The sequence below is a fragment of the Rhodanobacter sp. BL-MT-08 genome, from assembly GCF_054161255.1.
The window spans coordinates 3817049-3839275 of sequence record NZ_CP167872.1 but is presented as its reverse complement, the minus strand read 5'-3'; the positions used below and the strand labels follow the sequence as shown (position 1 = coordinate 3839275).

The following is a 22227-nucleotide window of genomic DNA, read 5'->3' as shown; positions in this document are numbered from 1 at the left end:
CGGACCGCACTTCGCGAACGGCAGCAGAAAACACATCAGCACTCATCGGGAGAACCAGCATGAGCACATTGATTGACATCAGGGATCTGGCCAAGGTTTACGAGCGTGGCAAGCAGAAAGTCGAAGTGCTGCACCACGTCAACCTGGCGATTGCCGAGGGCGACTTTCTGGCGCTGATGGGGCCGTCGGGCTCCGGTAAGACGACCTTGCTGAATCTGATCGGCGGGCTCGATACGCCGACCGCCGGCAGCATCACCGTTGGCGGCCAGCGTATCGATCAGCTCGGCGGCGGCGCGCTGGCAAGGTGGCGCGCGTCCAACGTCGGCTTCGTCTTCCAGTTCTACAACCTGATGCCGATGCTGTCGGCGCAGCGCAACGTGGAGCTGCCGCTGCTGCTGACCCGGCTGTCCGGCGCACAGCGTCGCAAGAATGCGGCGATCGCACTGCAGCTGGTCGGCCTGGCCGACCGTGGCTCGCACAAGCCAAGCGAACTGTCCGGCGGTCAGCAGCAGCGCGTGGCCATCGCCCGCGCCATCGTTTCCGACCCCACGCTGCTGGTTTGCGATGAGCCCACCGGCGATCTCGATCGCCAGTCGGCCGAAGACGTGCTGGGACTTTTGCAGCAGCTCAATCGCGAACACGGCAAGACTATCGTGATGGTCACGCACGATCCGAAGGCCGCCGAATACGCTAGTCATACCCTGCATCTGGACAAGGGCACGCTCGTCACACCCGCGACGGCATGAGGAGAGGACGATGAAATACTTTCATCTGATCTGGGCCGCGCTGTTCCGGCGCAAGACCCGCACGATCCTGACTCTGGTGTCGATCGTTACCGCGTTTCTGCTGTTCGGCATGCTTGACGCCGTGCGTACCGCTTTCGACAGCGGCAGCAAGAGTCTGGTCGGCGTCGATCGACTGATCACCTCGTCGCGCTATTCCATCATCCAGTCGCTGCCGCAGGCGTTGCAGTCGCGGATATCGGGCATTTCGGGCGTACGCGATGTGGCCTATGCCAACTGGTTCGGCGGCATTTATCAGGACCCGAAGAATTTTGTTTTCAGTTATGCCGTGAGTCCCAACTATCTGGACGTCTATCCGGAAATTCATCTGACGCCGGAGCTGCGCAAGGCCTTCGACAGCTCGCGCACGGGCGTGGTGATCGGGCCGACGCTGGCGAAAAAATACGGCTGGAAAGTGGGCGACAAGATTCCGCTGCAATCCACCATCTTTCCGCAGAAAAACGGCGACAAGACCTGGGCCTTCGACATCGTCGGCGTCTATTCGGTGGATGCCGATGCGGCCAACGGTATGGATCAGCTTTTTCTGCTGCACTGGAAATATTTCGACGAGGCCAGCCTCTATACGCGTCATGAAATGGGCTGGTATATCGATCGGCTGCAGGACGCGTCGCAAGGCGATCGCGTGTCGAAGGCGATCGATGCGCTTTCGGAAAACTCCGACCACGAGACCAAGACGCAGACCGAGCAGGCGTTCAGCGCCTCGTTCGCCAAGCAGCTCGGCGATATCGGGCTGATCGTCAGCGCCATCATGGGCGCGGTCTTCTTCACCCTGATTCTGCTGACCGCCAACACAATGACGCAGGCAGTACGCGAGCGGACCTCCGAGCTGGCCGTGCTGAAGACAATCGGTTTCTCCAGCAACAGCGTGCTGGCGATGGTGCTGGCCGAATCGGTGATGCTGCTGGTGCTCGGCGGCGTCATCGGGCTGAGCTTGGCCGCGCTGCTGGCGCCGATAGTCAGCAAGGGCAGTGGCGGCATGCTCAACCTGCCATCCGTGGGCGGCGCCAGCTGGGCGATGGGCGTGGGGCTGATGGTCATCATCGGCCTGGTGGTCGGCGCGCTGCCGGCGATTCGCGCCATGCGCCTGAATATTGTCGACGCCCTGGCGGGCCGCTGAGGAGCTTCCGATCATGCGTAAATTCAAATCGTTTCTCGGCAATTTCGGTCTGCTGGCGCTGCTGGCGATCGTGCTGGTGATCTGGGTCCAGCTCACGCCGCTGCTCGTTGGTGCGCTGGCGTTGCTGCTGCTGCTCTGGCTGGTGCTGACCCGGCGTGGACGGCAGACGCTGTCGGTCACCGGCGTGGGCATCAGCACTCTGGGCCAGCGCATTGGTGCGTCCTCGGTCATCGTAATCGGCATCGCCGGCGTCGTCGCCGTGCTGGTGGCCATGCTGGCGATGAGCGACGGTTTCGCCGCGACGCTGCAGCAGACGGGCAGCAACGACACGGCCATCGTGCTGCGCGGAGGCTCCAGCGCCGAACTCAATTCGGTGCTCGAACGCGACAACATCAGCGTGATCGAACAGGCGCCCGGCGTGGCGCGTGGCCCGAAGGGCGAGCCGGTGGCCTCGGCCGAGCTGTCGGTGGTGGTGAATCTACCGAAGAAAAGTGACCCCAGCGTCGATGCCAATGTGCAGATTCGTGGTGTCGGCGAGGAGGCCTGGGCGCTGCGTCCGAATGTGCGTATGACGCAGGGTCGACGCTTTACGCCGGGCTTGCGCGAGCTGGTGGTCGGGCAGGGCGCGCAGCATCAGTTCGCCGGGCTGGAGGTGGGCAAACAGCTGCGGCTGGCCGGTCAGCAGTGGACGGTGGTCGGCACGTTCGCCTCCGGCGATTCGCACGATTCGGAATTGTGGGGCGATATGCAGACGGTGGCTTCGGCTTATCGTCGCGGCGCGAGCGCGCAGTCGGTGACAGTGCGGCTGGTGTCGCCGCAGGCCTTCGATACCTTCAAGGCAGCGCTGGTCAGCGATCCGCGGCTGAAGGTGGACGTGAGTACCACGCGCGAGTATTTCAGTAAGCAGTCCGAGGGCCTGACCAAGGTGATTCGCATCGTGGGCATCACGGTCGGCATGATCATGGCGATCGGGGCGATTTTCGGGGCGCTCAACACCATGTTCGCCGCCGTCTCGACGCGGGCGCGAGAGATTGCCACGCTGCGTGCGATCGGCTTTCGCGGCGTGCCGGTGGTGGTATCGGTTCTGCTGGAGACGATGCTGCTGGCGCTGATCGGCGGCGCGCTCGGCGGGTTGATTACCTGGCTGCTCTTCAACGGTTACACCGCTTCAACCTTGGGTTCGAGCTTCAGCCAGGTGGTGTTCCAGTTCAAGGTATCGCCGCAGCTGCTGTGGACCGGTATTCAATGGGCGATGGCGATCGGTTTTGTCGGCGGCGTGTTTCCGGCCGTACGCGCGGCGCGCTTACCGGTGACGACGGCGCTGCGCGAGCTTTGATGGCAACGCGTCTTGCTTAGGTCCGGCGCTGCCGCGCCAGCGTGATCACGCCGACACCGAGCAGGATGATCGCCATCCCGGCAAGGTCGTACGGCCCCACGCGTTCGCCCACCAGCAGCAGGCCGAACAGCACGGCGACCGGCGGATTGACGTAGGCATAGCTGGTCGCCAGCGCCGGGCGCACGTGCTTGAGCACGTAGAGATACGCGCTGAACGCGATGATGGAGCCGAACACGATCAGGTATGCCACCGCCAGGGTGGCGTGCACGCTCGGGCGCGCGGGCAGTCGTTCGCCAGCGCTCAGGGCGACAGTGATCAGCGCCACGCTGGCGCACAGCATCTGCGCGGCGGTATTCATCGGGCCCTTCGGCATGTCCTGACGTTTGCTCCATACCGAGCCCAGCGCCCAGCACATCGCCGCCAGCAGCAGCGCAGCGGCGCCAAGGCGCGAAGCGGACAGCCCGTTGCCGAGATTCAACACCACCACGCCGATAAAACCGATCGCCAGGCCCACGCCCTCGCGCGGCGTCGGCCGTTCGCCGTACAGGCTGGAAAACAGCGCGGCAAACAGCGGCATGCTGGCCACCGCGACCGCAGCGATACCCGAACTCACGCGCTGCTCGGCGAAACAGACCATGCCATTGCCAAAGCCCAGCAACAGCACGCCGGTGATCGCGGCATTGCGCCACTGCCGCCTGCTCGGCGCGGCGACGCCGCGAAGCCGCAAAAAGCCGAACAGCAGCACGCCGGCGATCAGAAAGCGCACGCCGGCCAGCAGGAACGGCGGGTAGCTTTCCAGCGCATAGCGGATCGCCAGATAGGTCGAGCCCCAGATGATGTACAGCGCAAACAGCGACAGTGGAATCAGCAGGCGCGGGTCAGTGAGCGACCGCGGCGCATCGGCCGAAACGGGGGCGAAGCCATCGGACATGGGAGCGGAGGCCAAAAAGTGGAAGCGCGAATTATCCGCGAGCAGGCCCGCGGCAGCGAGCCTTATCCGTCCCGGTGAGCGCGATCGTGATTTGTCTGCGCGCGACCGGCGTGCTTGATCCGGCCGTTGCTTACTGTGTTGCGCTGCGCCCGCGCTGTACCACCACGAATTCGCCTTCCAGAACATCGGACTTGCGCGCACGATCGGCCGCCGTTGAAGCGACGCGTGCGCCGCCCTGCGTCGGTCGGCGCAAGGCCAGCAGCACCACGCCGCCGACCAGCAGCACGCCGGCAACCACCAGTCCAAAAACCAGCATTACGCCGATTACCGCGATACCGATCAGCAGCGAGAGAATGCGGGCCAGCGGGTTGCGCGGATGGCGCATGGAGGGCAGTGAAAATGGCATGTGTTAAAAATCCGTGTGGTAAAATCAACAACTTACGACGATAACCATGCCGCTAACGCGCCCGCGAGACAAGTGCCGATGGATACAGTGACTTCCGACGTTTCCCCTTCGGGGCATGCGCTTTGCGCGTTGCACGACGTTCCCGACGGCGGTGCCACGTCAGTTGGCGTCATGCTCGCGGACGGTGAGGAAAATATCATCCTGCTGCGGCGAGGCGAAGAAGTGTGCGCCTATCTCAACATCTGCCCGCACGCCGGGCGCCAGCTCGATTACGCGCCCGGACAGTTTCTTCTCAGCAAGGGCACGCTGATCTGCGCCGTGCATGGCGCCAGTTTCGATCAGACGAACGGCCTTTGCATCGGCGGACCGTGCAAGGGCGAATCGCTTCGCTCCATCGCGGTGCGCGTGCACGCCGGCGACATTTTTCTGGCGTGAGCAAGCAGAGTGGTCTGTGCGATCAATGAAACATCAGGTTGATCGCCAGCAACGTCACGACCAGCACGATAAAGGTCAGCGGCACACCGACGCGCAGGAAGTCCCGGCTGCGATAACCGCCCGGTCCGGTGACCATCATCAGGGCCGGGTGGCCGGAGCTGAGCAGGAAGGTATTCGAGGACGACACCGCCACGATCAGCGCGTACGCCGACGGATTGCCGCCGGTGGCCACGGCCACGCTGATCGCCACCGGTACCATCATCACCGTGGCGCCGACGTTGGACATCACCTGCGAAAACAGCAGGGTGAGAATGGCCAGCGCCAGCTGCAGCAGCCAGTGCGAGTGGCCGCCGAGGTGCTGCAGCACCTCCTGCGCCACCCATGCTGCCGTGCCGGTGGAATCCATCGACCAGCCCAGGGGAATCAGGCAGGCGGTGACGAAGATGGTCTTCCAGTTGATCGCCTTGTACGCCTCGTCCATGTTCAACACGCCGGTCAGCAGCATGCCGATGGCGCCGGTCATCATGGCGACCGACAGATCGAGCTGGGTAAACAGGGCCAGGCATTTGGCCATCACGAAAAAGCCTACCGCCTGCCAGATCTTGCCGGGGCGCTGCTCTTCCTTGGGAATGTCGGTGACGACGACGAGGTCCTTGTCTTCCGAGGCCAGTGACAGATCGCGCCAGTTGCTGTGCAACACCATGGTGTCGCCGGCGCGCAGCGTGACCGCCCGCACGTCATCGCGGAATACCTGGTCGCCGCGCGTCACCGCCAGCACCGAAATGCCGAAGCGCTTGCGCAGACGCAGGTCGCCGATGGTCTGCTTGATGAAACGCGAACTCGGCGGGATCACCACCTCGGAAATACCGGCGCGGGTCGGGTTGAACAGCTCGCCGAGCTGACGCATCCGTGTCGACAGGCGGCACAGCTGGTTGTTGGCGAACTCGGTCAGCTGTTCGCGCGGCCCGAGCACGCCGAGCACCGATCCGACCCAGATCACGTGATCGACCGGCGGCGCCATGCGCGCGTCATTGCCGCTCTTGATCGCCAGAATCATCGGCGAGTCGTGCAGCTGCTCCACTTCGCCGATGCTCATGCCGACCAGCGGGCTTTCCGCGGTGACGGTGAGCTCGGCCGTTTCGCCACCGATGCCATAGGTTTCCGCAAAATAGCTTTCGGTGCGGCCCGGCGTGACCTTGAGTCGCTCGTCCTCGTGGCCGGGCAGCAGCTTGCGGCCGAAGAAATAGAAATACAGCACGCCCACCACCGCCAGCGACAGGCCGACCGGCGTCACGCTGAACAGGCCGAATTTCGGAATCGTGTGCGCGCCCGGCAGCAGGTTGGCGTTGGCGCTGGCGATCAGATCGTTCAGCACGATCAGCGGCGAGTTGGCGATCAGCGTGGTGTTGGTGGCGGTGAGAATACAGAACGCCATCGGCAGCAGCAGCCGTGACAGCGGCACGCCGGTGCGCGCGGACAGGCGGCTGCTGACCGGAATCATCAGCGCCGCCAGCGCCTGGCTGGGGATCACGGCGCTGAACAGACTGGTGACCATGTTGATCACCACACCCAGGCGCGATTCCACACCGCCCGCCATGCGCATCACGAACCGTGCGGTAAGGTTGAGCACGCCGGCGCGGTCGAGGCCTTCGCCCATGATCATGATGGCGATGATCGCGATCACCGCGTTGCCGGCGAAGCCGTTGAATACCCGTTCGGAGGGAATCAATCCGGTCAGGCCGATGGTCACCACCACCAGCAGCGCCACCATGTCGGCCCGAATCCACTCCAGCACCAGCATCAGCATGGTGAAGCCCACCAGGCCGAGCACCAGCATCATGTCGGGGGTGAGCGTCATTCCCACTGGCTGGCGTTCCGCGAGGGTGGCTGGCAACGTTCGATAGGAGAGTGCAGTGGATGCTTCACGCTGCGTCGATTCGTCCCTGGGTGGATCGCGCAAGTATAAGCGGGCCAGCCTGACTGCTGTGCATCGACGTCACGGGTGGTCCCGTCGGACCAATGGCTGAGTCAGCGCTTGCGGTACAGCAGGTCCCACACGCCATGGCCGAGCTTCAGGCCGCGCCGCTCGAAATGGGTCTCGATGCGCCACTCGGGCTTTTCGGCGTAGGCCCCGGGCGCGATGTCGTTGCGCCAGTCGGGCGATGACTCCATCACGTCGAACATGTGTTCGGCATAGGCCTGCCAGTCGGTAGCGAGGTGCAGCAGGCCGTTCGGCGCCATGCGCGACGCGAGCAGGGTCACGAACGCCGGCTGGATCAGCCGGCGCTTGTTGTGCCGCTTCTTGTGCCAGGGATCGGGAAACCAGATGCGCGCCTCGGCCAGCGTTCCTGGAGCGATCGCGTGTTCGAGCACTTCCACCGCATCGTGCTTGTACAACCGCACATTGGCGGCATCGCGAGCGGCCAGCGCATTCATCAGCCGGCCGACGCCGGGACCATGCACTTCGATACCGATGAAATCACGCGTCTGGTCGTGCTCGCTGGCCCAGGCCAGCGCCTCGCCGTTGCCGAAACCGATTTCCAGCACGATCGGCGCCTCGCGTCCGAAGCTGGCGCGGAAGTCGTGTGCGGCAGCATGGTAGTCGATGCCGTAGCGCGACCAATGCGCCTCGAATGCATGCTGCTGCGCGGGCGTCATGCGGCCTTCGCGCAGCACGAAGCTGCGGATGCGGCGCATGTAGTCCGGGGCGTGCGCGTCGGCAGGGTTGTCGTTGTCGCTCATGACGGGATATCTCGTTAGGCGTTGAGGGTCCGCGTCCTTCAGTGGCCGGTGAAGGTGCGGCCGGCTGTGAATATCGCAAACCGCCTGGTCGCTATCGGCAGCGAGTGACGGGTCCGGCGCGTTTACCGCGCGGGGCGGAGGGTCCATTGCCTAGTGTAGTGGTCATCGCTCGCGCCGAGGCGCGGCTGTTTCCAGTCGACATGTCGCGCGCGACATATCGAGAGGGAGGGAGGCCCGGTATCAGCGGGCCTTCTTCATGAGCGTCGAAGCCTGTGCGTCAGTGCTGATCGTCCCTTCGCGCGGCGCGCTCGGCCTGTCTGGGCTCAACACGCTGCGGCGCCGCGCGTTGGGCTGGTGCGGCAATCTGAGTCTGAGGCCTTTGCTGCATCTGCTGCTGTCTTTGCTGCTGCATTTGCAGCTGCATTTGCAGCTGAGCCTGCTGTTGCTGCCGCTGCTGCATCAGCGCCTGTTGTTCCCGCTGAAGCTGCTGTATCTGCATTTGTTGCTGCTGACGTTGCAGCTGCATCTGTTGCGCCTGCTGTTGCTGTAGCAGTTGGCGCTGCTCCATTTGTTGTTGAGATACCTGCTGCAGTGGTTGTGCGGGTTGGGGCGCGCGGTTGAAATCACGCGGTGCCAGATTGTTTTCCGGACGTTGAAACCTTGGCTGCGGCGGATTGTTTTGCGGTGACGGCTGATTGACCGCGGAAGCGCGCTGTATCCGCGGTACCTGTGGCAGGGTTTGCGCGCGTTGATCGCTCACGCGTGAATGGCTGTCGTTACCGCCCGCGATATAGCTGACAGTCGGCGGCGACGGTATCGTCCCTCGTGGATTCACGACGCGGCCAGGTATCTCGCCAGCTTGCGGAGGTGCATACCGCGCCGAAGGCAACTCAACCGAACGGCCTTGCATCACATGGTTGGGCTCGCCGCGGTTCTGAAGCCTGCCAGTCTGTGCAGAGGGTTGGCTGTGAGAGGCAGAAACTTGTGCGGCGGGGGCTCGTTGCACCGAGGCCGGTGCGTTCGCAACGGGGCTCGACGTCGCCGGAACAGTGCGCGAAACAGGGAGCGCGCTTGCGCCAAACGCGCGCGGGCCAGCTGCCACGTCACGGTTGCCGTTGGCAGGCATCACCGCGGCTGGTGCGGCCAAGGGTCCGTTGCCGTAGTGTCGACTCAGCACTCGCACGCGGGATCCCGGTCGGATATTGCCGCCCGGCGAGCCGGGACGTTGCATGTCGGCCATCGCGCTGCGGGGTTCGCGGCCGCCACGCTGCAACGCGGCCGTCGGTGGCGCCTGACGCGCCACCACGTCACGCTGGAATCCGGCCAGCGGCAGGGATCGCGCGTGATTACTGCGTGGGCCGGCAACGTTGACGGGCGTGGGGTGAGGGGTCGATCCGCGTGCGAGCACCGGTGCGCTGGCTACCTCGCGTGGATCGACTTTCAGCAACTGGCCTTTCACGTTGCGACCGCCGCTGAATGCTGCGCCGGGAATGGCGGTGAAGCCATGCGGAGCGCTTCGATTCACGTAGCGCTCGCCCCGACCCGGCAAGCCGCTCCGGTAGCGGCCGTACTCGGTGTCGATATGGCTGATGATGCTGCCTCGGTTATTGTTGATGACACGGATATTGGTGATATTGACGTTGCCGTAATAGCGCCGGCTGCTGCGGTACCAGGGGTTGTAGATTTCGCCCGGGCCCAGCGGAAACCAGCCGATCGGGTGGATCGGTCCGGCACCACCCAAACCGACATAACCCGGACGACCGCTGTCATGGCCGCGACCCCAGTCGGCACCGCCGCCGACGAAGGCGACCAGCGCTGGCGCGTAGACGGGGCGCACGCCGATTGGCCCGGGAATCCAGCCCCAGCCGCGATGCGTGTGTGCCCAGCGGCCGTAGTGATACGGCGCGAAACCCCAGCGCGCGTTGTCCACCCAGCTCCAGCCCCAGGGCGCGATGTAGGCCCAGCTGCCGTCCTGGTAGGGCGCCCAGTTGCTGTCGACGTTGGACGGATACCAGACGGCGCCGTAATCGCTGTACGAATCCCAGTCACCGTTCTGCGCGAGGTCCTGGTAGCCGACCACATCCTGCGACACATACTGTGTCGTCGTGGACTGCGCGTACTGGCGATCGCGGTTGCTGCACCAGGCGTCGAACGCATCGCCACCGCTGAGGTCGGCAATCGTTCCGTTGACCAGGCCGGTGTCGTCGAAGCGATACCGGTGCCCGGCATTGATCGGACGTTGCGCGCTGTTTTCACCGTAGACCGTGGCGTTGCCGTCCAGCGCGCTCACTTCCGTACTCTGGCCGTTGCCATCGATATCGACCCGGAACGTGCCTGGCTGATCGACAACCAGCGCGAGGGTCGGCGTGTCGATCTCGTAACTCTGGCCCGGGTCGAGCGAGCGCACGCTGATGTTGAGCGAGCCCTGGGTCAATTCGATCTGGGTCAGCTGGTCGTTCAAATTCAACAGGCCGAAGTCGGTCTGACCGGCAATACGCAGCGTGCCACCGCCCAGCTCCAGTTCCGCGCGGGCACCCTGCGCCGTGGACAGACGATCTCCCGTGGTCAGCGGGCGATTGATGCTTGCATCGCTCCATTCCGCAGCGCCGGCGGGCAGAAAGCCCAGGTCGCCCTCGATGAAGGACAGGCGCGCTACGCGGGTCGGCGGATCGACGGAGGCGTCGTCGTTTGCGGATTGCGCCCGCGCCAGACCGGCAAACATGCACAACAACACCATCGCCAGCACCGGCCCGCGTCGGCGCAGGGAACATCGTACGTTGGCAAACACTTCCATGGGGTGCTCCGGCGATTGAAGGGGGACGTGACCAGGGTCGCGTCATGAACGGCGTACGCTTCGCCAACCTAAGTGCTGCAGCCGGCGCGCGTTGCTGGCGCAATTATGTGCATGTGCAGACACCGTCTGTCCGTAACTTTGTACGCCGGCCCCCAGGCCCGTTCAGCCGGCCGCTAATTCTGGTCTACACCGCCTGTTGCGGAATACCGGGGTGAGACTGCCGCGCTCAGGGAGATATTTTCGTCCGGCGCGTATTTCCTACCATTCATGTCCCGGGTTACCATCGTCGGGCCGACGCGGGTGTAGCTCAATGGTAGAGCTGTAGCTTCCCAAGCGTGCGACACGAGCTGCGAGTCACACGCCTTTGCTGTAGCAGCCGATTCCCCATCGTAAACAGGGGCGGTACCCGGCGCTGATTGCCGGTCGTTCCAGACAGGGCTGTTTTTGTCTGGACGCAGCAAGGGAGAGTCGTGTCCACAAGAAACACGTGAACACGATGTTTCGCGGCGAAGGCCGTGCAAGTAATTGTCAGGTGGAGTGCATGCATTTCAACCTGACCTGATGTTCAGCCATCAGTAGCCTAGGATCGGTGCGGGGCGGATAACTGCCCGGTGCTGAGCGATCCGACAATGTAGTCACCCTCACGGGTACGTCTGCCCCGTGAGGGGTTGGCGTGACCTCGGAAGATGTATCCGAGTAGACGCTAGGCTGCACAGCAAGGGTTAGCGCAAGCGAACCATCATCTAAACGTCGTCAAGCTAGACGGGCCAAAACATCTGATAGGCCCTACCCAAAATGGGACGAGGTCAGTCACTTCCCTGCTTGGTGGAAGTGCGCTGATACCAGTACCTCCGGCGAAAAGATGGAACCCTCGTTGTGCTGTTACTTGTGCGGAACGTGGAAACCCCGTTAGGCTGTCGGTGCCTCAGCACCGACTAGGCATCCCGCAAGGGGTGTTGAATGCCTAGCGGGCACAGGATCGCGGAAGAAGCGAAAGCCTAGCTGTAATGGCTGGGATAGGGGATGAAACGATCGCCCCGACCCGAAAGGGTGCAGACTTCCGCGTGGTGGCCTGTCGCTAGACAGGTCTGACAACCAACTCCCGATGGGGTGACGAACCCCACCAAGGGAGTCGTCCATCCCCAGAGGGTCATGGGCGGGTGTAGCTCAATGGTAGAGCTGTTGCTTCCCAAGCAACTGACGAGGGTTCGATTCCCTTCACCCGCTCCAACTCTGGAGGACTGATATGGACGCCATCACCGATGGTGATATTGCCTCCACGCGCTGGACTGATTGGCACACGATCCCGTGGGCCGAGACGTTCCAGGGTGTTAGGAGGTTGCAGATCCGCATAGCGAAGGCAGCCAAGGACGAAGACTGGCGCAGGGTGAGATTCCTGCAACGGTTACTCGTCCGCTCGACCACCGCAAAAGCAGTCGCGGTGCGCCGGGTTACGGAGAACCAAGGCCGTAAGACCCCGGGCGTAGATGGCATTACTTGGTCTACGCCCAAGGAGAAGGGGAGGGCGATCGCAGCGCTGGAGACGCGCGGCTACCGTCCGAAACCGCTCCGACGGGTGCATATCCCGAAAGCCAACGGGGGTAAGCGTCCTCTTGGGATTCCGACGATGAAAGATCGGGCCATGCAAGCGCTGTACTGGCTTGCGCTCGATCCCGTCGCGGAGACCCATGGGGATTTGAACTCCTACGGCTTTCGCTCCGGACGTTCAACAGCGGATGCCATCGTCCAGTGCCACAACGGGCTGGCAAGAAAGCATTCGCCGCAATGGGTGCTGGAGGGCGACATCAAGGGCTGTTTCGACAACATCAGCCATGATTGGCTGGTGCACCACGTGCCGATGGACAGGCATGTGTTGTTGGGATGGCTCAAGGCAGGATATGTCGAGGGTCGCACGTTGTTTCCGACGGTCGCCGGTACGCCACAGGGAGGAATCATCTCTCCGACCTTGGCGAATCTGGTGCTGGATGGCATGGAACGATTGTTGAAAGACAATCTTCCACGTCGCGCCAAGATCAACTTTGTCCGTTATGCGGATGACTTCATCGTGACCGGGGACTCGAAAGAGATTCTGGAAACGCGGGTCAAGCCGCTGATCGTGGGGTTTCTCGCCGAGCGGGGTTTAGAACTCTCGGCGACGAAAACGAAGATCACCCATGTGACGGAAGGGTTCGATTTTCTTGGGTGGCATGTGCAGAAGCACGTCAAGGAGAACGCTAGAAAGGACTTCCTGCGCATCGTGCCGTCGAAGCGAAACGCAAAGGTGTTCTACGCCAAACTCAGGAGTCGTCTGCGCGAGCTGCGAGGTGTAAGGCAAGACGACGTGATCTTTGCCCTCAACCCGATGATTCGGGGCTGGGGCAACTATCACCGGGTCGTGCATGCATCCCGTTCGTTCGCGAGGATGGATCACCAGATATGGCGAGCGCTCTGGCGTTGGTCAGTGCGTCGGCATCCGACGAAGGGCAAGCGCTGGATCAAACGGCGGTACTTCCGCTCGAAGGGTTCACGCGACTGGCTCTTTCAGGCGGAGAAGTATCCACTGGTGCGGTTGTCCAGTATTTCCGTGGGCAACTACATCAAGGTGCGGTCCGATGCAAACCCTTACGATCCCAAGGATGAAGCCTACTTCGACGAGCGGATGACTCGCCGAATGGGGTCAAGCCTGCAAGGACGCAGGAAGTTGTTTTGGCTTTGGAATCGGCAGGAAGGGCTTTGTCCGGTTTGTGCCGCCAAGATCACGAAGACTACGGGATGGCATGTTCATCACGTGGTCTGGAGGGTTTACGGAGGTTCGGATCGACCGTCCAACTTGCAGTTGCTCCACCCGACGTGTCACGTGCAGTTGCATGCACATGGCATGAAAGGATAGGCTGCCGCTCGGCGTAGCGGGTGACGTTCGAGTTCACGGCTGCTTGAGCCGTATGAGGCGAAAGTCTCACGTACGGTTCTTAGGGGGGAGGGTGGCCGCGAGGCCACCTTCCCACCCGACTACTGACGAGGGTTCGATTCCCTTCACCCGCTCCACATCACTCGATCCCCACCGAGCAACGCTGCCGCCAGATGACCGATCTGATCCAGTCCGGCCCCATTGTCCTGGGCTGGCGCGAGCGGTTGGCCCTGCCGGAACTCGGCATCGGCCTGCTCAAGGCCAAGCTCGACACGGGTGCACGCAGCAGCTCGCTGCATGTCGATACGCTGCAGACGTTCCAGCGCCACGGCGCCATGTGGCTGCGCTTTTCGCTGAGCATCCGCCGCCGCCACCCGTTTGAAGTCAGCTGCGAAGCGCCTGCGCTGGATCGGCGCGCGGTCACCGACACGGGCGGGCGACGCACGGAACGCTGGTTTATTCGCACGCAGGTCATCTTGGCCGGGCAGTCTTTCGGCGTGGACGTCAACCTCACCGATCGGCGACATATGCTGTTTCCCCTGCTGCTGGGTCGCAGCGCCTTGATGGGGCGCTTTGCGGTGGACCCGGCGCTTTCCTATACGCAGTCACGATCCGCTTCGATCGCTACGGACCTTTCATGAAGATTGCGATTCTCTCGCGCAACGCTCGCCTGTATTCCACCCGGCGACTGATCGAAGCGGCGCGCGAACGCGGCCATGTGGTGCGCGTGCTCGATCCGCTGCGCTGCTATGTACGCATTGCACCGAAAGACGTCGCCATCCGCTATAAGGGCAAGGACGTGCGCGATGTTGATGCGGTGATTCCGCGCATCGGCACGTCCAGCACCTTCTACGGCACGGCCGTGCTGCGCCAGTTCGAGATGATGGGCGTCTACACGCCCAATCCCTCCGACGCGGTTCTGCGCGCGCGCGACAAGCTGCGCTGCCTGCAGATACTCGCCTCGCAAGGCCTGGACATGCCCGTCACCGTATTCGGCGACAACCCCGACGACACCAACGACGTGCTGGCGATGCTGGGCGATCCGCCACACGTGATCAAGCTCAACGAAGGCAGCCAGGGCACCGGCGTGGTGCTGGCCGAAAAGCGCAGCGCTTCGCAGAGCGTGGTCGAAGCCTTCCGCGGCCTGTACGCCAATTTTCTGGTGCAGGAATTCATCGCCGAAGCCAAGGGCAGCGACCTGCGCTGCTTCGTCGTCGGCAAGAAAGTCGTTGCCGCGATGCAGCGCGTCGCCAGCCCCGGCGAATTTCGCGCCAACTTGCACCGCGGCGGCAGCGCCATCAAGGCCGAGCTGAGCGCGGAGGAAAAGCGCATCGCTATTCGTGCTGCGGGCGCCCTCGGCCTTGGCATCGCGGGCGTCGACCTGCTGCGCTCAAACCGAGGTCCACTTTTGCTGGAGGTCAATGCATCACCGGGGCTGGAGGGCATTGAAGCGGCCAGCGGCGTGGATGTTTCTGCGGCGATCATCAGGCACCTAGAGAAGCAGACCGCAAAGCGCTGACGCAGCGGCGCGTCTCGAATCGTGGCTCAGCGTCCCGGTGCAGCGATGGGTTAACTCGCTTGTAACCTTTGACCCTCTACAGAGTCCCCACCGCTCATCGGGTTGGTGCGCAGGTTCGTCAACGGCGCCGAGACTGCTGGTGACGGTATCGGGCCGTTTTCTTGCCCGCGCGGCGTGGCGTTCAGTTTGGCGCTGCAATTGACGGGATTCCCGCATGCAAGCTTGTTAAGCTTGCAGTCCCAGCCGTTCCGTGCAACGGCTGCGCAGGAGTGATGCATGCGCGTTCTGGTGATCGAAGACAATAGCGATATCGCGACCAACATCGGCGATTATCTTGAAGACCGCGGCCACGTGGTCGATTTCGCCGGTGACGGCGTGACCGGCCTGCACCTGGCGGTGGTTCACGATTTCGACGTGATTGTGCTGGATCTCACCTTGCCCGGCATGGATGGGCTGGAAGTCGCTCGCAAGCTGCGTCACGAGGCGCACAAGCAGACGCCGATCCTGATGCTGACGGCGCGCGATGCGCTGGAGCAGAAGCTGATCGGCTTCGAATCGGGCGCCGACGACTACATGACCAAGCCGTTCGCGCTGCAGGAGATCGCCGCGCGGCTTGAAGTATTGGCGCGTCGCGGCAAAGGTCCGCAGAGCCGCGTGCTGAAGGTCGCCGACCTCACCTTCAATCTCGATACGCTGACGGTGAATCGCGAAGGCAAGTCGATCCAGCTCAACCCGATCGGCCTGAAATTGCTGCAGGCGCTGATGGAGGCCAGCCCGTCGGTAGTGACACGTCAGGATCTGGAGCAGCGCGTGTGGGGCGAGGAGCTGCCCGACAGTGACTCCCTGCGCGTGCATATCCACGGCCTGCGTGCGGCGATCGACAAGCCGTTCGAGAAGCCTTTGATCCACACGCGTCATGGCATTGGCTACCGGATGGTCGAGCCGGATGCAGTCCAGGCGTAAGCTTCGGTTCCGCCTTGTACTTAGCTTCGCGCTGTTTGGCTTCGGCCTCAGCGCGATGTTTGCTGTGGCTGCGCTGTATGTACGTGCAAGGGTCGAGAACCAGCTGATCAACGACAGCATGCAAAGCGACGTAGATCAGGCCGTTGACAATGCGATTGAACATCCTGATCGCCCTTTCCAATCTGAATTGATTGAAGGATGGGTAAAAAGTGATCGCACGCTCTACAAAATGCCACTCGCCTGGCAGAACCTAGCCAGCGGTGTGCACGACATTCACGATACGGACGCAAGCAGTAAAGATAGGCATTACAAACTGGCCGTACGACGGAAAAACGGCATCATTGGGTTTACCCGCTACGACATCAGCCGAGAAGATCTCGGTAAGCGCCAGCTGATTACCTCTTTAGTGGGCGCTGTGATTATTTTCAGTCTGCTGTCTCTGGGCATTGGTCTCTGGCTTTCGCGAAAAGTCCTCAAGCCGGTGACTGAACTGGCGAGACGCCTGCGCGACTTCCGCAAGGCTGGAAAAGCCGAGCCGCTGGCCGTGCACTTTGCCGACGACGAGGTGGGCGAACTGGCGCGTGCTCTGGACGAGTATTCCGAGCGGCTTACCTCGATGGTCGAGCGTGACCGCGAATTCAACTCCGACGTCAGCCATGAACTGCGCACGCCGCTGGCGGTGATTGCCAGCACGACAGAGCTGCTTCAAGGTTCACCCGATCTCACGGAAAAAATCAGCGAACGTCTGAAGCGTATCGAACGCGCGTCGCGTCAGGCGACCGAGTTGATCGAGGCGCTGCTGCTGCTGTCGCGCGCGGAGCGACGTGGCCCCACGCGCGGTGAAACCACTGAGGTGGGCAAGGTGGCGTCGGATGTCATTGAGAGCCAACGGCCGCAGATGCGCGGCAAGCCGATCGAAATCGAGCTCAGCGTGAGCGACGCGGTCACCGTGAACGCGCCAGCATCGGTGCTCTCGGTCGCGTTGACCAACCTGATCGGCAACGCGATCAAGTACACGCTGGAAGGCAGCGTGCGGGTCGAGGTGGGAAACGGTCGCATCGAAGTGATCGATACGGGACCTGGGATCAAGCCGGAAGATGCCGAGCGGCTGTTTCAGCGCGGCGTACGCGGTGAAGGCGCAGGCGGCAGCGGCGCGGGTCTTGGTCTGGCCATTGTCCGCCGCCTGTGCGAGTTGTACGGCTGGGACGTATCCATGCGTCCGCGCAGCGACACCAACGGAGCGATTGCCTGCATCGTGTTCGGAGGATAAGGTCGCGAGGCGATGAGCGAGGGCCGAGAAGTACGAAGCTCACTCGCTTCAGCACAAACTCTCGACCCTAGCCCCTGGAAAACGTCACACCGGCTCCAGCCAGCCCCAGCGATCGTTGGTGCGGCCGTCGAACAGTCCGAAGAACAGCTCCTGCAGACGACGGGTCACCCGTCCGGCCTTGCCAGCGCCGACCTGCTTGCCGTCGACTGAACGGATCGGGGTGATCTCGGCCGCGGTGCCGCACATCAGGATCTCGTCGGCGAGGTAGAGATACTCGCGCGGAATGTCGCGCTCGACCACCTCGATGCCGTCTTCGCGCGCCAGAGTCTTCAGCGTATCGCGCGTGATGCCGGCCAGGATCGAGGCGCTGGCGGGCGTGGTGTGCAGCACGCCGTCGAAAACGAGGAAAAGATTCTCGCCGGCACCTTCGCTGAGAAGGCCGGTTGAGGCCAGCGCGATGCCCTCGCCAAAACCCAGCCGGCGCGCTTCGCGTGCGATCAGCTGGCCGGAGAGGTAATTGCCGCCCGCCTTGGCGCCTGCAGGAATGGTGTTGGGCGCAAAACGCTGCCAGCTCGATACGCACGCGTCGATGCCGTTCTCCAGCGCCTCGGCGCCGAGGTAGGGGCCCATGGGCCACGCGGCCACGGCGACGTCAATCGGCGTTTCGGCGGAGAGGCCGAAGCCGCCCAGTCCGCGATAGGCAACCGGGCGCAGATACGCGGCGCCGAGCTCGTTCTTCTTGATCACGTCGCGGCAGGCGGCGGCCAGTTCATCGGCGGTATGCGGCAGCACCATGTCGTAGATGCGCGCCGACTGATAGAGCCGATGCAGGTGGTCGGTGAGCCGGAAAATGGCGGCACCGTCCGGCGTTGCGTAGCTGCGGATGCCTTCGAACACGGACGAACCGTAATGCAGCGCGTGCGACATCACGTGGGTGGTCGCGTCTTTCCAAGGCTTGATCTCGCCGTTCTGCCAGATCCACTCCGGGTACTGCTGCGCCATGACCGTTCTCCAATGGGGACCGCGCATGATAACTGCTGAGCGGTTGTACGGCATGTGTATAACCTGTGCCGAGGGGGTTTTAACGAATCGATGATTGTCACTGCGCCATGCGCAGCCAAAGGCATCCATACCGACGGACGATGCCATAGCGCAGCTCGCGCGGATTGCCGCTGCCGTCGTTACCCGCCAGATGCAGTACCAGCTGGCCGCTGCTGGAGGCATCGCTGGCCTGCATATCGTCAGCGGGCGAATCGCTGTTTTCTGAGGCCTGCGCGTTGCTGTCGTCGGGTGGCCCGGCGTCGAGCAGCGGTTGCTGCATCAACGCATGGAGCGCACGAATATCGGCGACGGCAGTTGTGCTGGTGTAGCCGCTCCACAGCATCAGTCCCGCCATCCGGTTCGCGTTGCGGTTGGCGAATGCGTCGATCACGCTTTGCCGCAGTTCGCTGAACGTTGACGCGCACAGAATCGGCGGCGGCTCGGCCGGCGTGGCGGCGAGCGTTGTGACATGGGTGAGCTCATCGCTCGGCTTGGGTGCCGGATGAACGGACGTCGCCTGCATGGACGCACAGGTCTGGTCGGTAAACAGCGCGCGGCCGCTCGTGTCGATGCAGCGGTGAATTTCCGTTTGCGACCTGCCGGGCCATGCCCACAGGATCAGAGCAAACCAGAGCGAAAGTTTCAGCAGGCGCATGGCGGCAGCATAGCGGCTTGGCTCAATCCAGCTGCTGCAATACCGACTGCGTGGCCCTGGCGCGATTGAGCGTATAGAAATGCAGCCCCGGCGCGCCGCCATCGAGCAGGCGACGACATAGCTGCGCCACGACCTCGGCGCCCAGCGCGCGCACTGAATCGGCGTCATCGCCGTGGGCCTGCATACGCTTGGCGATCCATCGGGGAATTTCGGCGCCGCACATTTCCGAGAAGCGCCTGAGCTGGCTGTAGTTGGTGATGGGCATGATGCCCGGCACGATCGGCACGCTCACGCCCAGCTTGCTGGCGTCGTCGACAAAGCGGAAATACGCGTCGGCGTTGAAAAAATACTGGGTGATTGCGCCGTTGGCGCCGGCGTCGACCTTGGCCTTGAAGTGCTGCAGATCCTTCAGCGCGTTGTCCGCCTGGGGGTGGGTTTCCGGGTACGCCGCCACCTCGATATGGAAGTGATCTCCGCTGTGCTGGCGGATGAAAGCCACCAGCTCCGCCGCGTAGCGAAAGTCGCCGTGCGTGGCCATGCCCGAGGGCAGATCACCGCGCAGGGCCACGATTCGCCGATAGCCGGCGGCGCGGTAGTCGTCCAGCAGGGCGGCCAGCTCGGCGCGGCTTCCGCCCATGCAGGAAAGGTGCGGCGCGACCGCCAGCCCGTGGACCTTGTTCAGATGCTGCACTGTTTCGCTGGTGTAGCTCAGGGTGGAGCCGCCAGCGCCGAAGGTGACGGACGCATATTCCGGCTGGTGCGCTTTCAGCGACGCGGCGGCGCGATCCATTTGCGCACGCTGTTCGTCGGTCTTGGGCGGAAAAAATTCAAAGCTGATCGCCGGCATCGCGTCGGTTCCTGAGAGGTGCGCTGACGGCGAGTATATATCTCTATCTCGCGATGAAGCGATATTAGCCGCGGCGCGTCGTTCCGACATCAAGGGCCGGTGGCCCGTAACCTCGATGGCCAGGACAGATCAGCTCTTGCTGCTGACGCCGTGCAGGGCGCCGATGTGACGCTTGACGATCAGCACCGTTTCGGCGGCAAAAGCTTTCAGATCGGCGTTCTGTCCGGTCTTGGCTTCCTGGGCGAAAGCGGCACCGTCAAGCGCGTGGATGGTTTTCATCTCCGCGATATAGGCATCGTCGAACGCCTTGCCGGACAGGGCGTTGAGCTTGGCGACGCGGGCGGTGAAATCGGCATTGAGATCGGTGGAAAAATCGTCGCCGTTCGACGAGGCAATCGACTTCAGCTTGCTACCGACCAGCTCGTGATCGTGAACCTCGGTATGGGCCTGGTCCTTGACGTCCTGTGCGCTGGCTTTACCTTCGGCCACCTTGCTCGCTGCTACTTCGAACATGCCGCCCTGCGAAACCTTGGCCACGAAAGCCTGGTCGCCCTTCGAAAGGGTTGGCGTGTCAGCAAAGGCCATGGCGCTGGTGGTCACGCCGACGGCGAAGGTGACTGCCGCCAGCAGCGAGATATTTTTCCGGGATACGTTCATGCATCTTTTCCTTCTGGTCGCGGGAAAGGTGGCTCTTGCGGCGCCCTGTGCCGATCAAAGCGTCAGCCGAACCATTATTTGCACTCGATACGTGAAAAGCGCTGCAGTGCCCTGGCCACGTATCGGGCGGGTCATTCAAGCGCCTGCTTCCGCTTGCGGCACGCGCCACATGGCGCAAAAAAAGCCCGCCTTTTCAGGCGGGCTCCGTGTCTCTCAGGAACAGGTAGAAATTAGTAGCGGTAATGCTCCGGCTTGTACGGGCCGTCCTTGTCCACGCCAAGGTACTCGGCCTGTGCCGGGGTCAGGGTGGTCAGCACCACGCCGATCTTCTCCAGATGCAGACGTGCGACTTCCTCGTCCAGCTTCTTCGGCAGGATGTAGACCTTCGCTTCGTACTTGTCCTTGTTGGCCCACAGGTCGATCTGCGCCAGGGTCTGGTTCGAGAACGAGTTGGACATCACGAAGCTCGGGTGGCCAGTGGCGCAGCCGAGGTTGACGAGGCGGCCTTCGGCCAGCAGGAAGATCGCGCGGCCGTCCTTGAAGGTGTACTTGTCCACCTGCGGCTTGATGTTGAGCTTGACCACGCCCGGGAAGTTGTTCAGTGCATCGACCTGTATCTCGTTGTCGAAGTGGCCGATGTTGCAGACGATGGCCTGATCCTTCATCTGGCTCAGGTGCTCTATGGTCAGCACGTCCTTGTTGCCGGTGGTGGTGACGTAGATGTCGCCGCGGCCCAGCGTGCTCTCTACGGTATTGACCTCGAAACCTTCCATCGACGCCTGCAGCGCGTTGATCGGGTCGATCTCGGTTACCACGACGCGCGCGCCGTAGGCACGCAGGCTGTGGGCCGAACCCTTGCCGACGTCGCCGTAGCCGCAGACCACGGCCACCTTGCCGGCCAGCATCACGTCCATCGCGCGCTTTAGGCCGTCAGCCAGCGACTCGCGGCAGCCGTAGAGGTTGTCGAACTTCGATTTGGTCACCGAGTCGTTGACGTTGATCGCCGGCACCAGCAGCGACTTGGCCTCGACCATCTGGTACAGGCGATGCACGCCGGTGGTGGTTTCTTCGGAGACGCCCTTCCAGTCCTTAACCACGGTGGTCCAGAAGCCCGGGCGCTCTTTCGCCACGCGCTTGAGCAGGTTCTTGATCACGCCTTCCTCGTGCGAGGAAGCCGGTTCGTCCACCCACTTCGAGCCCTTCTCCAGCTCGTAACCCTTGTGGATCAGCAGCGTGACGTCGCCGCCGTCGTCGACCACCAGCTGCGGGCCGAGGAACTTGCCATTGCCCGCCGGAAAGCTGACCGCGTCCAGCGTGCAATCCCAGTATTCCTCCAGCGTCTCGCCCTTCCAGGCGAATACCGGCGTGCCGGTGACGGCGATGGCCGCGGCGGCATGATCCTGGGTGGAAAAGATGTTGCACGAGGCCCAGCGCACGTCGGCGCCGATGTCCTTCAGCGTCTCGATCAGCACGGCGGTCTGGATGGTCATGTGCAGCGAGCCGGTCACGCGCACGTTCTTCAGTGGCTTGGCGGCGGCGTACTTCTGGCGGATCGACATCAGGCCCGGCATCTCGTGCTCGGCGATATCCAGTTCCTTGCGGCCCCAGTCGGCCAGGGAAAGATCGGCCACTTTATAGTCGGCGATTTCGACGTCTTTCGTTACAGCGTTCATGCAGTGTCTCCGGTTAGTGCGAATGAATTCGCGTGTGTTAACCGGGCGCCGTTGTGAAACTTGCCGCACCGAGCCTGGCCGTTTTGCACGGTCGCAGCGCCCCTCGGCGGACAGGGGATAGATTTGATTA

At 62.9% G+C, this 22227-nt stretch carries 19 protein-coding genes, 1 tRNA gene and 1 riboswitch; of the genes, 10 read left to right on the top strand and 10 right to left on the bottom strand.

The window, feature by feature from the left end:
- Positions 1–59: 59 nt before the first annotated feature.
- From ACDK93_RS17090 to ACDK93_RS17080, 3 genes are read left to right on the top strand one after another with little or no spacing between them, the layout of a single operon-like run.
- Positions 60–746, top strand: a complete 687-nt coding sequence (locus ACDK93_RS17090; RefSeq protein ID WP_458070201.1) for an ABC transporter ATP-binding protein — start codon at positions 60–62, stop codon at positions 744–746.
- Between the two features lie 10 nt (positions 747–756).
- Positions 757–1920 (top strand): ABC transporter permease, encoded by a 1164-nt coding sequence (locus ACDK93_RS17085; protein ID WP_458070200.1) that lies wholly within the window; start codon positions 757–759, stop codon positions 1918–1920.
- A gap of 13 nt (positions 1921–1933) precedes the next feature.
- Positions 1934–3256 (top strand): ABC transporter permease, encoded by a 1323-nt coding sequence (locus ACDK93_RS17080; protein WP_458070198.1) that lies wholly within the window; start codon positions 1934–1936, stop codon positions 3254–3256.
- Positions 3257–3272: 16 nt separating this feature from the next.
- On the opposite strand, the gene yedA is transcribed toward ACDK93_RS17080, so the two are convergent.
- Positions 3273–4187, bottom strand: a complete 915-nt coding sequence (yedA, locus tag ACDK93_RS17075) for a drug/metabolite exporter YedA (RefSeq protein WP_458070196.1) — start codon at positions 4185–4187, stop codon at positions 3273–3275.
- 130 nt (positions 4188–4317) lie between these two features.
- Positions 4318–4593 carry a hypothetical protein gene (locus ACDK93_RS17070; RefSeq protein ID WP_458070195.1) on the bottom strand — a complete coding sequence of 92 codons (276 nt, stop codon included), beginning with the start codon at positions 4591–4593 and terminating at the stop codon, positions 4318–4320.
- Positions 4594–4671: 78 nt separating this feature from the next.
- Here ACDK93_RS17070 and ACDK93_RS17065 point away from each other — a divergent pair, with 78 nt between their 5' ends.
- Positions 4672–5028, top strand: coding sequence for a Rieske (2Fe-2S) protein (locus ACDK93_RS17065; protein ID WP_458070193.1), 357 nt, complete (start codon positions 4672–4674; stop codon positions 5026–5028).
- A gap of 22 nt (positions 5029–5050) precedes the next feature.
- On the opposite strand, the gene ACDK93_RS17060 is transcribed toward ACDK93_RS17065, so the two are convergent.
- The 3 genes from ACDK93_RS17060 to ACDK93_RS17050 all read right to left on the bottom strand — a co-directional run bounded on the left by ACDK93_RS17060 (position 5051) and on the right by ACDK93_RS17050 (position 10564).
- Positions 5051–6868: an SLC13 family permease gene (locus ACDK93_RS17060; RefSeq protein ID WP_458072519.1), complete on the bottom strand. Its 1818-nt coding sequence runs from the start codon at positions 6866–6868 to the stop codon at positions 5051–5053.
- Between the two features lie 188 nt (positions 6869–7056).
- Positions 7057–7770, bottom strand: coding sequence for a tRNA (guanosine(46)-N7)-methyltransferase TrmB (trmB, locus tag ACDK93_RS17055; protein ID WP_458070191.1), 714 nt, complete (start codon positions 7768–7770; stop codon positions 7057–7059).
- 277 nt (positions 7771–8047) lie between these two features.
- Entirely contained in the window at positions 8048–10564 is a 2517-nt protein-coding gene (locus ACDK93_RS17050; RefSeq protein WP_458070190.1) for a DUF6600 domain-containing protein, read from the bottom strand.
- A gap of 1156 nt (positions 10565–11720) precedes the next feature.
- On the opposite strand from ACDK93_RS17050, the gene ACDK93_RS17045 reads away from it, so the two are divergent.
- From ACDK93_RS17045 to ACDK93_RS17020, 6 genes are all read left to right on the top strand, one after another.
- A tRNA-Gly gene (locus tag ACDK93_RS17045) sits at positions 11721–11794 on the top strand.
- Positions 11795–11810: 16 nt separating this feature from the next.
- Positions 11811–13454 (top strand): group II intron reverse transcriptase/maturase, encoded by a 1644-nt coding sequence (gene ltrA / locus ACDK93_RS17040; protein ID WP_458070189.1) that lies wholly within the window; start codon positions 11811–11813, stop codon positions 13452–13454.
- Between the two features lie 191 nt (positions 13455–13645).
- Positions 13646–14113: an ATP-dependent zinc protease family protein gene (locus ACDK93_RS17035; RefSeq protein WP_458070188.1), complete on the top strand. Its 468-nt coding sequence runs from the start codon at positions 13646–13648 to the stop codon at positions 14111–14113.
- Positions 14110–14991, top strand: a complete 882-nt coding sequence (gene rimK, locus ACDK93_RS17030) for a 30S ribosomal protein S6--L-glutamate ligase (protein ID WP_458070187.1) — start codon at positions 14110–14112, stop codon at positions 14989–14991. The genes ACDK93_RS17035 and rimK overlap by 4 nt, the downstream gene beginning before the upstream one ends.
- A gap of 276 nt (positions 14992–15267) precedes the next feature.
- Positions 15268–15954 (top strand): response regulator transcription factor, encoded by a 687-nt coding sequence (locus ACDK93_RS17025; protein ID WP_179477853.1) that lies wholly within the window; start codon positions 15268–15270, stop codon positions 15952–15954.
- Entirely contained in the window at positions 15938–17224 is a 1287-nt protein-coding gene (locus ACDK93_RS17020) for a sensor histidine kinase (protein ID WP_458072517.1), read from the top strand. Before ACDK93_RS17025 ends, ACDK93_RS17020 begins: the two co-directional genes overlap by 17 nt.
- An 84-nt stretch (positions 17225–17308) precedes the next feature.
- On the opposite strand, the gene ACDK93_RS17015 is transcribed toward ACDK93_RS17020, so the two are convergent.
- From ACDK93_RS17015 to ahcY, 5 genes are all read right to left on the bottom strand, one after another.
- Positions 17309–18226, bottom strand: coding sequence for a branched-chain amino acid transaminase (locus ACDK93_RS17015; protein ID WP_458072515.1), 918 nt, complete (start codon positions 18224–18226; stop codon positions 17309–17311).
- Between the two features lie 97 nt (positions 18227–18323).
- On the bottom strand, positions 18324–18920 hold the full coding sequence (locus ACDK93_RS17010; RefSeq protein WP_458070185.1) for a DUF4124 domain-containing protein: 597 nt from the start codon (positions 18918–18920) through the stop codon (positions 18324–18326).
- A 22-nt stretch (positions 18921–18942) separates the two neighbouring features.
- A complete protein-coding gene (gene metF, locus ACDK93_RS17005) occupies positions 18943–19767 on the bottom strand; it encodes a methylenetetrahydrofolate reductase [NAD(P)H] (RefSeq protein WP_458070184.1) in 825 nt (274 codons plus the stop codon).
- 129 nt (positions 19768–19896) lie between these two features.
- Positions 19897–20424: a DUF4142 domain-containing protein gene (locus ACDK93_RS17000; RefSeq protein WP_458070182.1), complete on the bottom strand. Its 528-nt coding sequence runs from the start codon at positions 20422–20424 to the stop codon at positions 19897–19899.
- Positions 20425–20654: 230 nt separating this feature from the next.
- Positions 20655–22097 (bottom strand): adenosylhomocysteinase, encoded by a 1443-nt coding sequence (ahcY, locus tag ACDK93_RS16995; protein WP_458070181.1) that lies wholly within the window; start codon positions 22095–22097, stop codon positions 20655–20657.
- 36 nt (positions 22098–22133) lie between these two features.
- Positions 22134–22208: riboswitch (S-adenosyl-L-homocysteine riboswitch) on the bottom strand.
- Between the last annotated feature and the right edge of the window lie 19 nt (positions 22209–22227).

What these genes read in the sequence shown, in the direction of transcription:
- ACDK93_RS17090 (WP_458070201.1), top strand. Translation starts at nt 60, where the DNA reads ATGAGCACATTGATTGACATCAGGGATCTGGCCAAGGTTTACGAGCGT.
- ACDK93_RS17085 (WP_458070200.1), top strand. Translation starts at nt 757, where the DNA reads ATGAAATACTTTCATCTGATCTGGGCCGCGCTGTTCCGGCGCAAGACC.
- ACDK93_RS17080 (WP_458070198.1), top strand. Translation starts at nt 1,934, where the DNA reads ATGCGTAAATTCAAATCGTTTCTCGGCAATTTCGGTCTGCTGGCGCTG.
- yedA (WP_458070196.1), bottom strand. Translation starts at nt 4,187, where the DNA reads ATGTCCGATGGCTTCGCCCCCGTTTCGGCCGATGCGCCGCGGTCGCTC.
- ACDK93_RS17070 (WP_458070195.1), bottom strand. Translation starts at nt 4,593, where the DNA reads ATGCCATTTTCACTGCCCTCCATGCGCCATCCGCGCAACCCGCTGGCC.
- ACDK93_RS17065 (WP_458070193.1), top strand. Translation starts at nt 4,672, where the DNA reads ATGGATACAGTGACTTCCGACGTTTCCCCTTCGGGGCATGCGCTTTGC.
- ACDK93_RS17060 (WP_458072519.1), bottom strand. Translation starts at nt 6,868, where the DNA reads ATGATGCTGGTGCTCGGCCTGGTGGGCTTCACCATGCTGATGCTGGTG.
- trmB (WP_458070191.1), bottom strand. Translation starts at nt 7,770, where the DNA reads ATGAGCGACAACGACAACCCTGCCGACGCGCACGCCCCGGACTACATG.
- ACDK93_RS17050 (WP_458070190.1), bottom strand. Translation starts at nt 10,564, where the DNA reads ATGGAAGTGTTTGCCAACGTACGATGTTCCCTGCGCCGACGCGGGCCG.
- ltrA (WP_458070189.1), top strand. Translation starts at nt 11,811, where the DNA reads ATGGACGCCATCACCGATGGTGATATTGCCTCCACGCGCTGGACTGAT.
- ACDK93_RS17035 (WP_458070188.1), top strand. Translation starts at nt 13,646, where the DNA reads ATGACCGATCTGATCCAGTCCGGCCCCATTGTCCTGGGCTGGCGCGAG.
- rimK (WP_458070187.1), top strand. Translation starts at nt 14,110, where the DNA reads ATGAAGATTGCGATTCTCTCGCGCAACGCTCGCCTGTATTCCACCCGG.
- ACDK93_RS17025 (WP_179477853.1), top strand. Translation starts at nt 15,268, where the DNA reads ATGCGCGTTCTGGTGATCGAAGACAATAGCGATATCGCGACCAACATC.
- ACDK93_RS17020 (WP_458072517.1), top strand. Translation starts at nt 15,938, where the DNA reads ATGCAGTCCAGGCGTAAGCTTCGGTTCCGCCTTGTACTTAGCTTCGCG.
- ACDK93_RS17015 (WP_458072515.1), bottom strand. Translation starts at nt 18,226, where the DNA reads ATGGCGCAGCAGTACCCGGAGTGGATCTGGCAGAACGGCGAGATCAAG.
- ACDK93_RS17010 (WP_458070185.1), bottom strand. Translation starts at nt 18,920, where the DNA reads ATGCGCCTGCTGAAACTTTCGCTCTGGTTTGCTCTGATCCTGTGGGCA.
- metF (WP_458070184.1), bottom strand. Translation starts at nt 19,767, where the DNA reads ATGCCGGCGATCAGCTTTGAATTTTTTCCGCCCAAGACCGACGAACAG.
- ACDK93_RS17000 (WP_458070182.1), bottom strand. Translation starts at nt 20,424, where the DNA reads ATGAACGTATCCCGGAAAAATATCTCGCTGCTGGCGGCAGTCACCTTC.
- ahcY (WP_458070181.1), bottom strand. Translation starts at nt 22,097, where the DNA reads ATGAACGCTGTAACGAAAGACGTCGAAATCGCCGACTATAAAGTGGCC.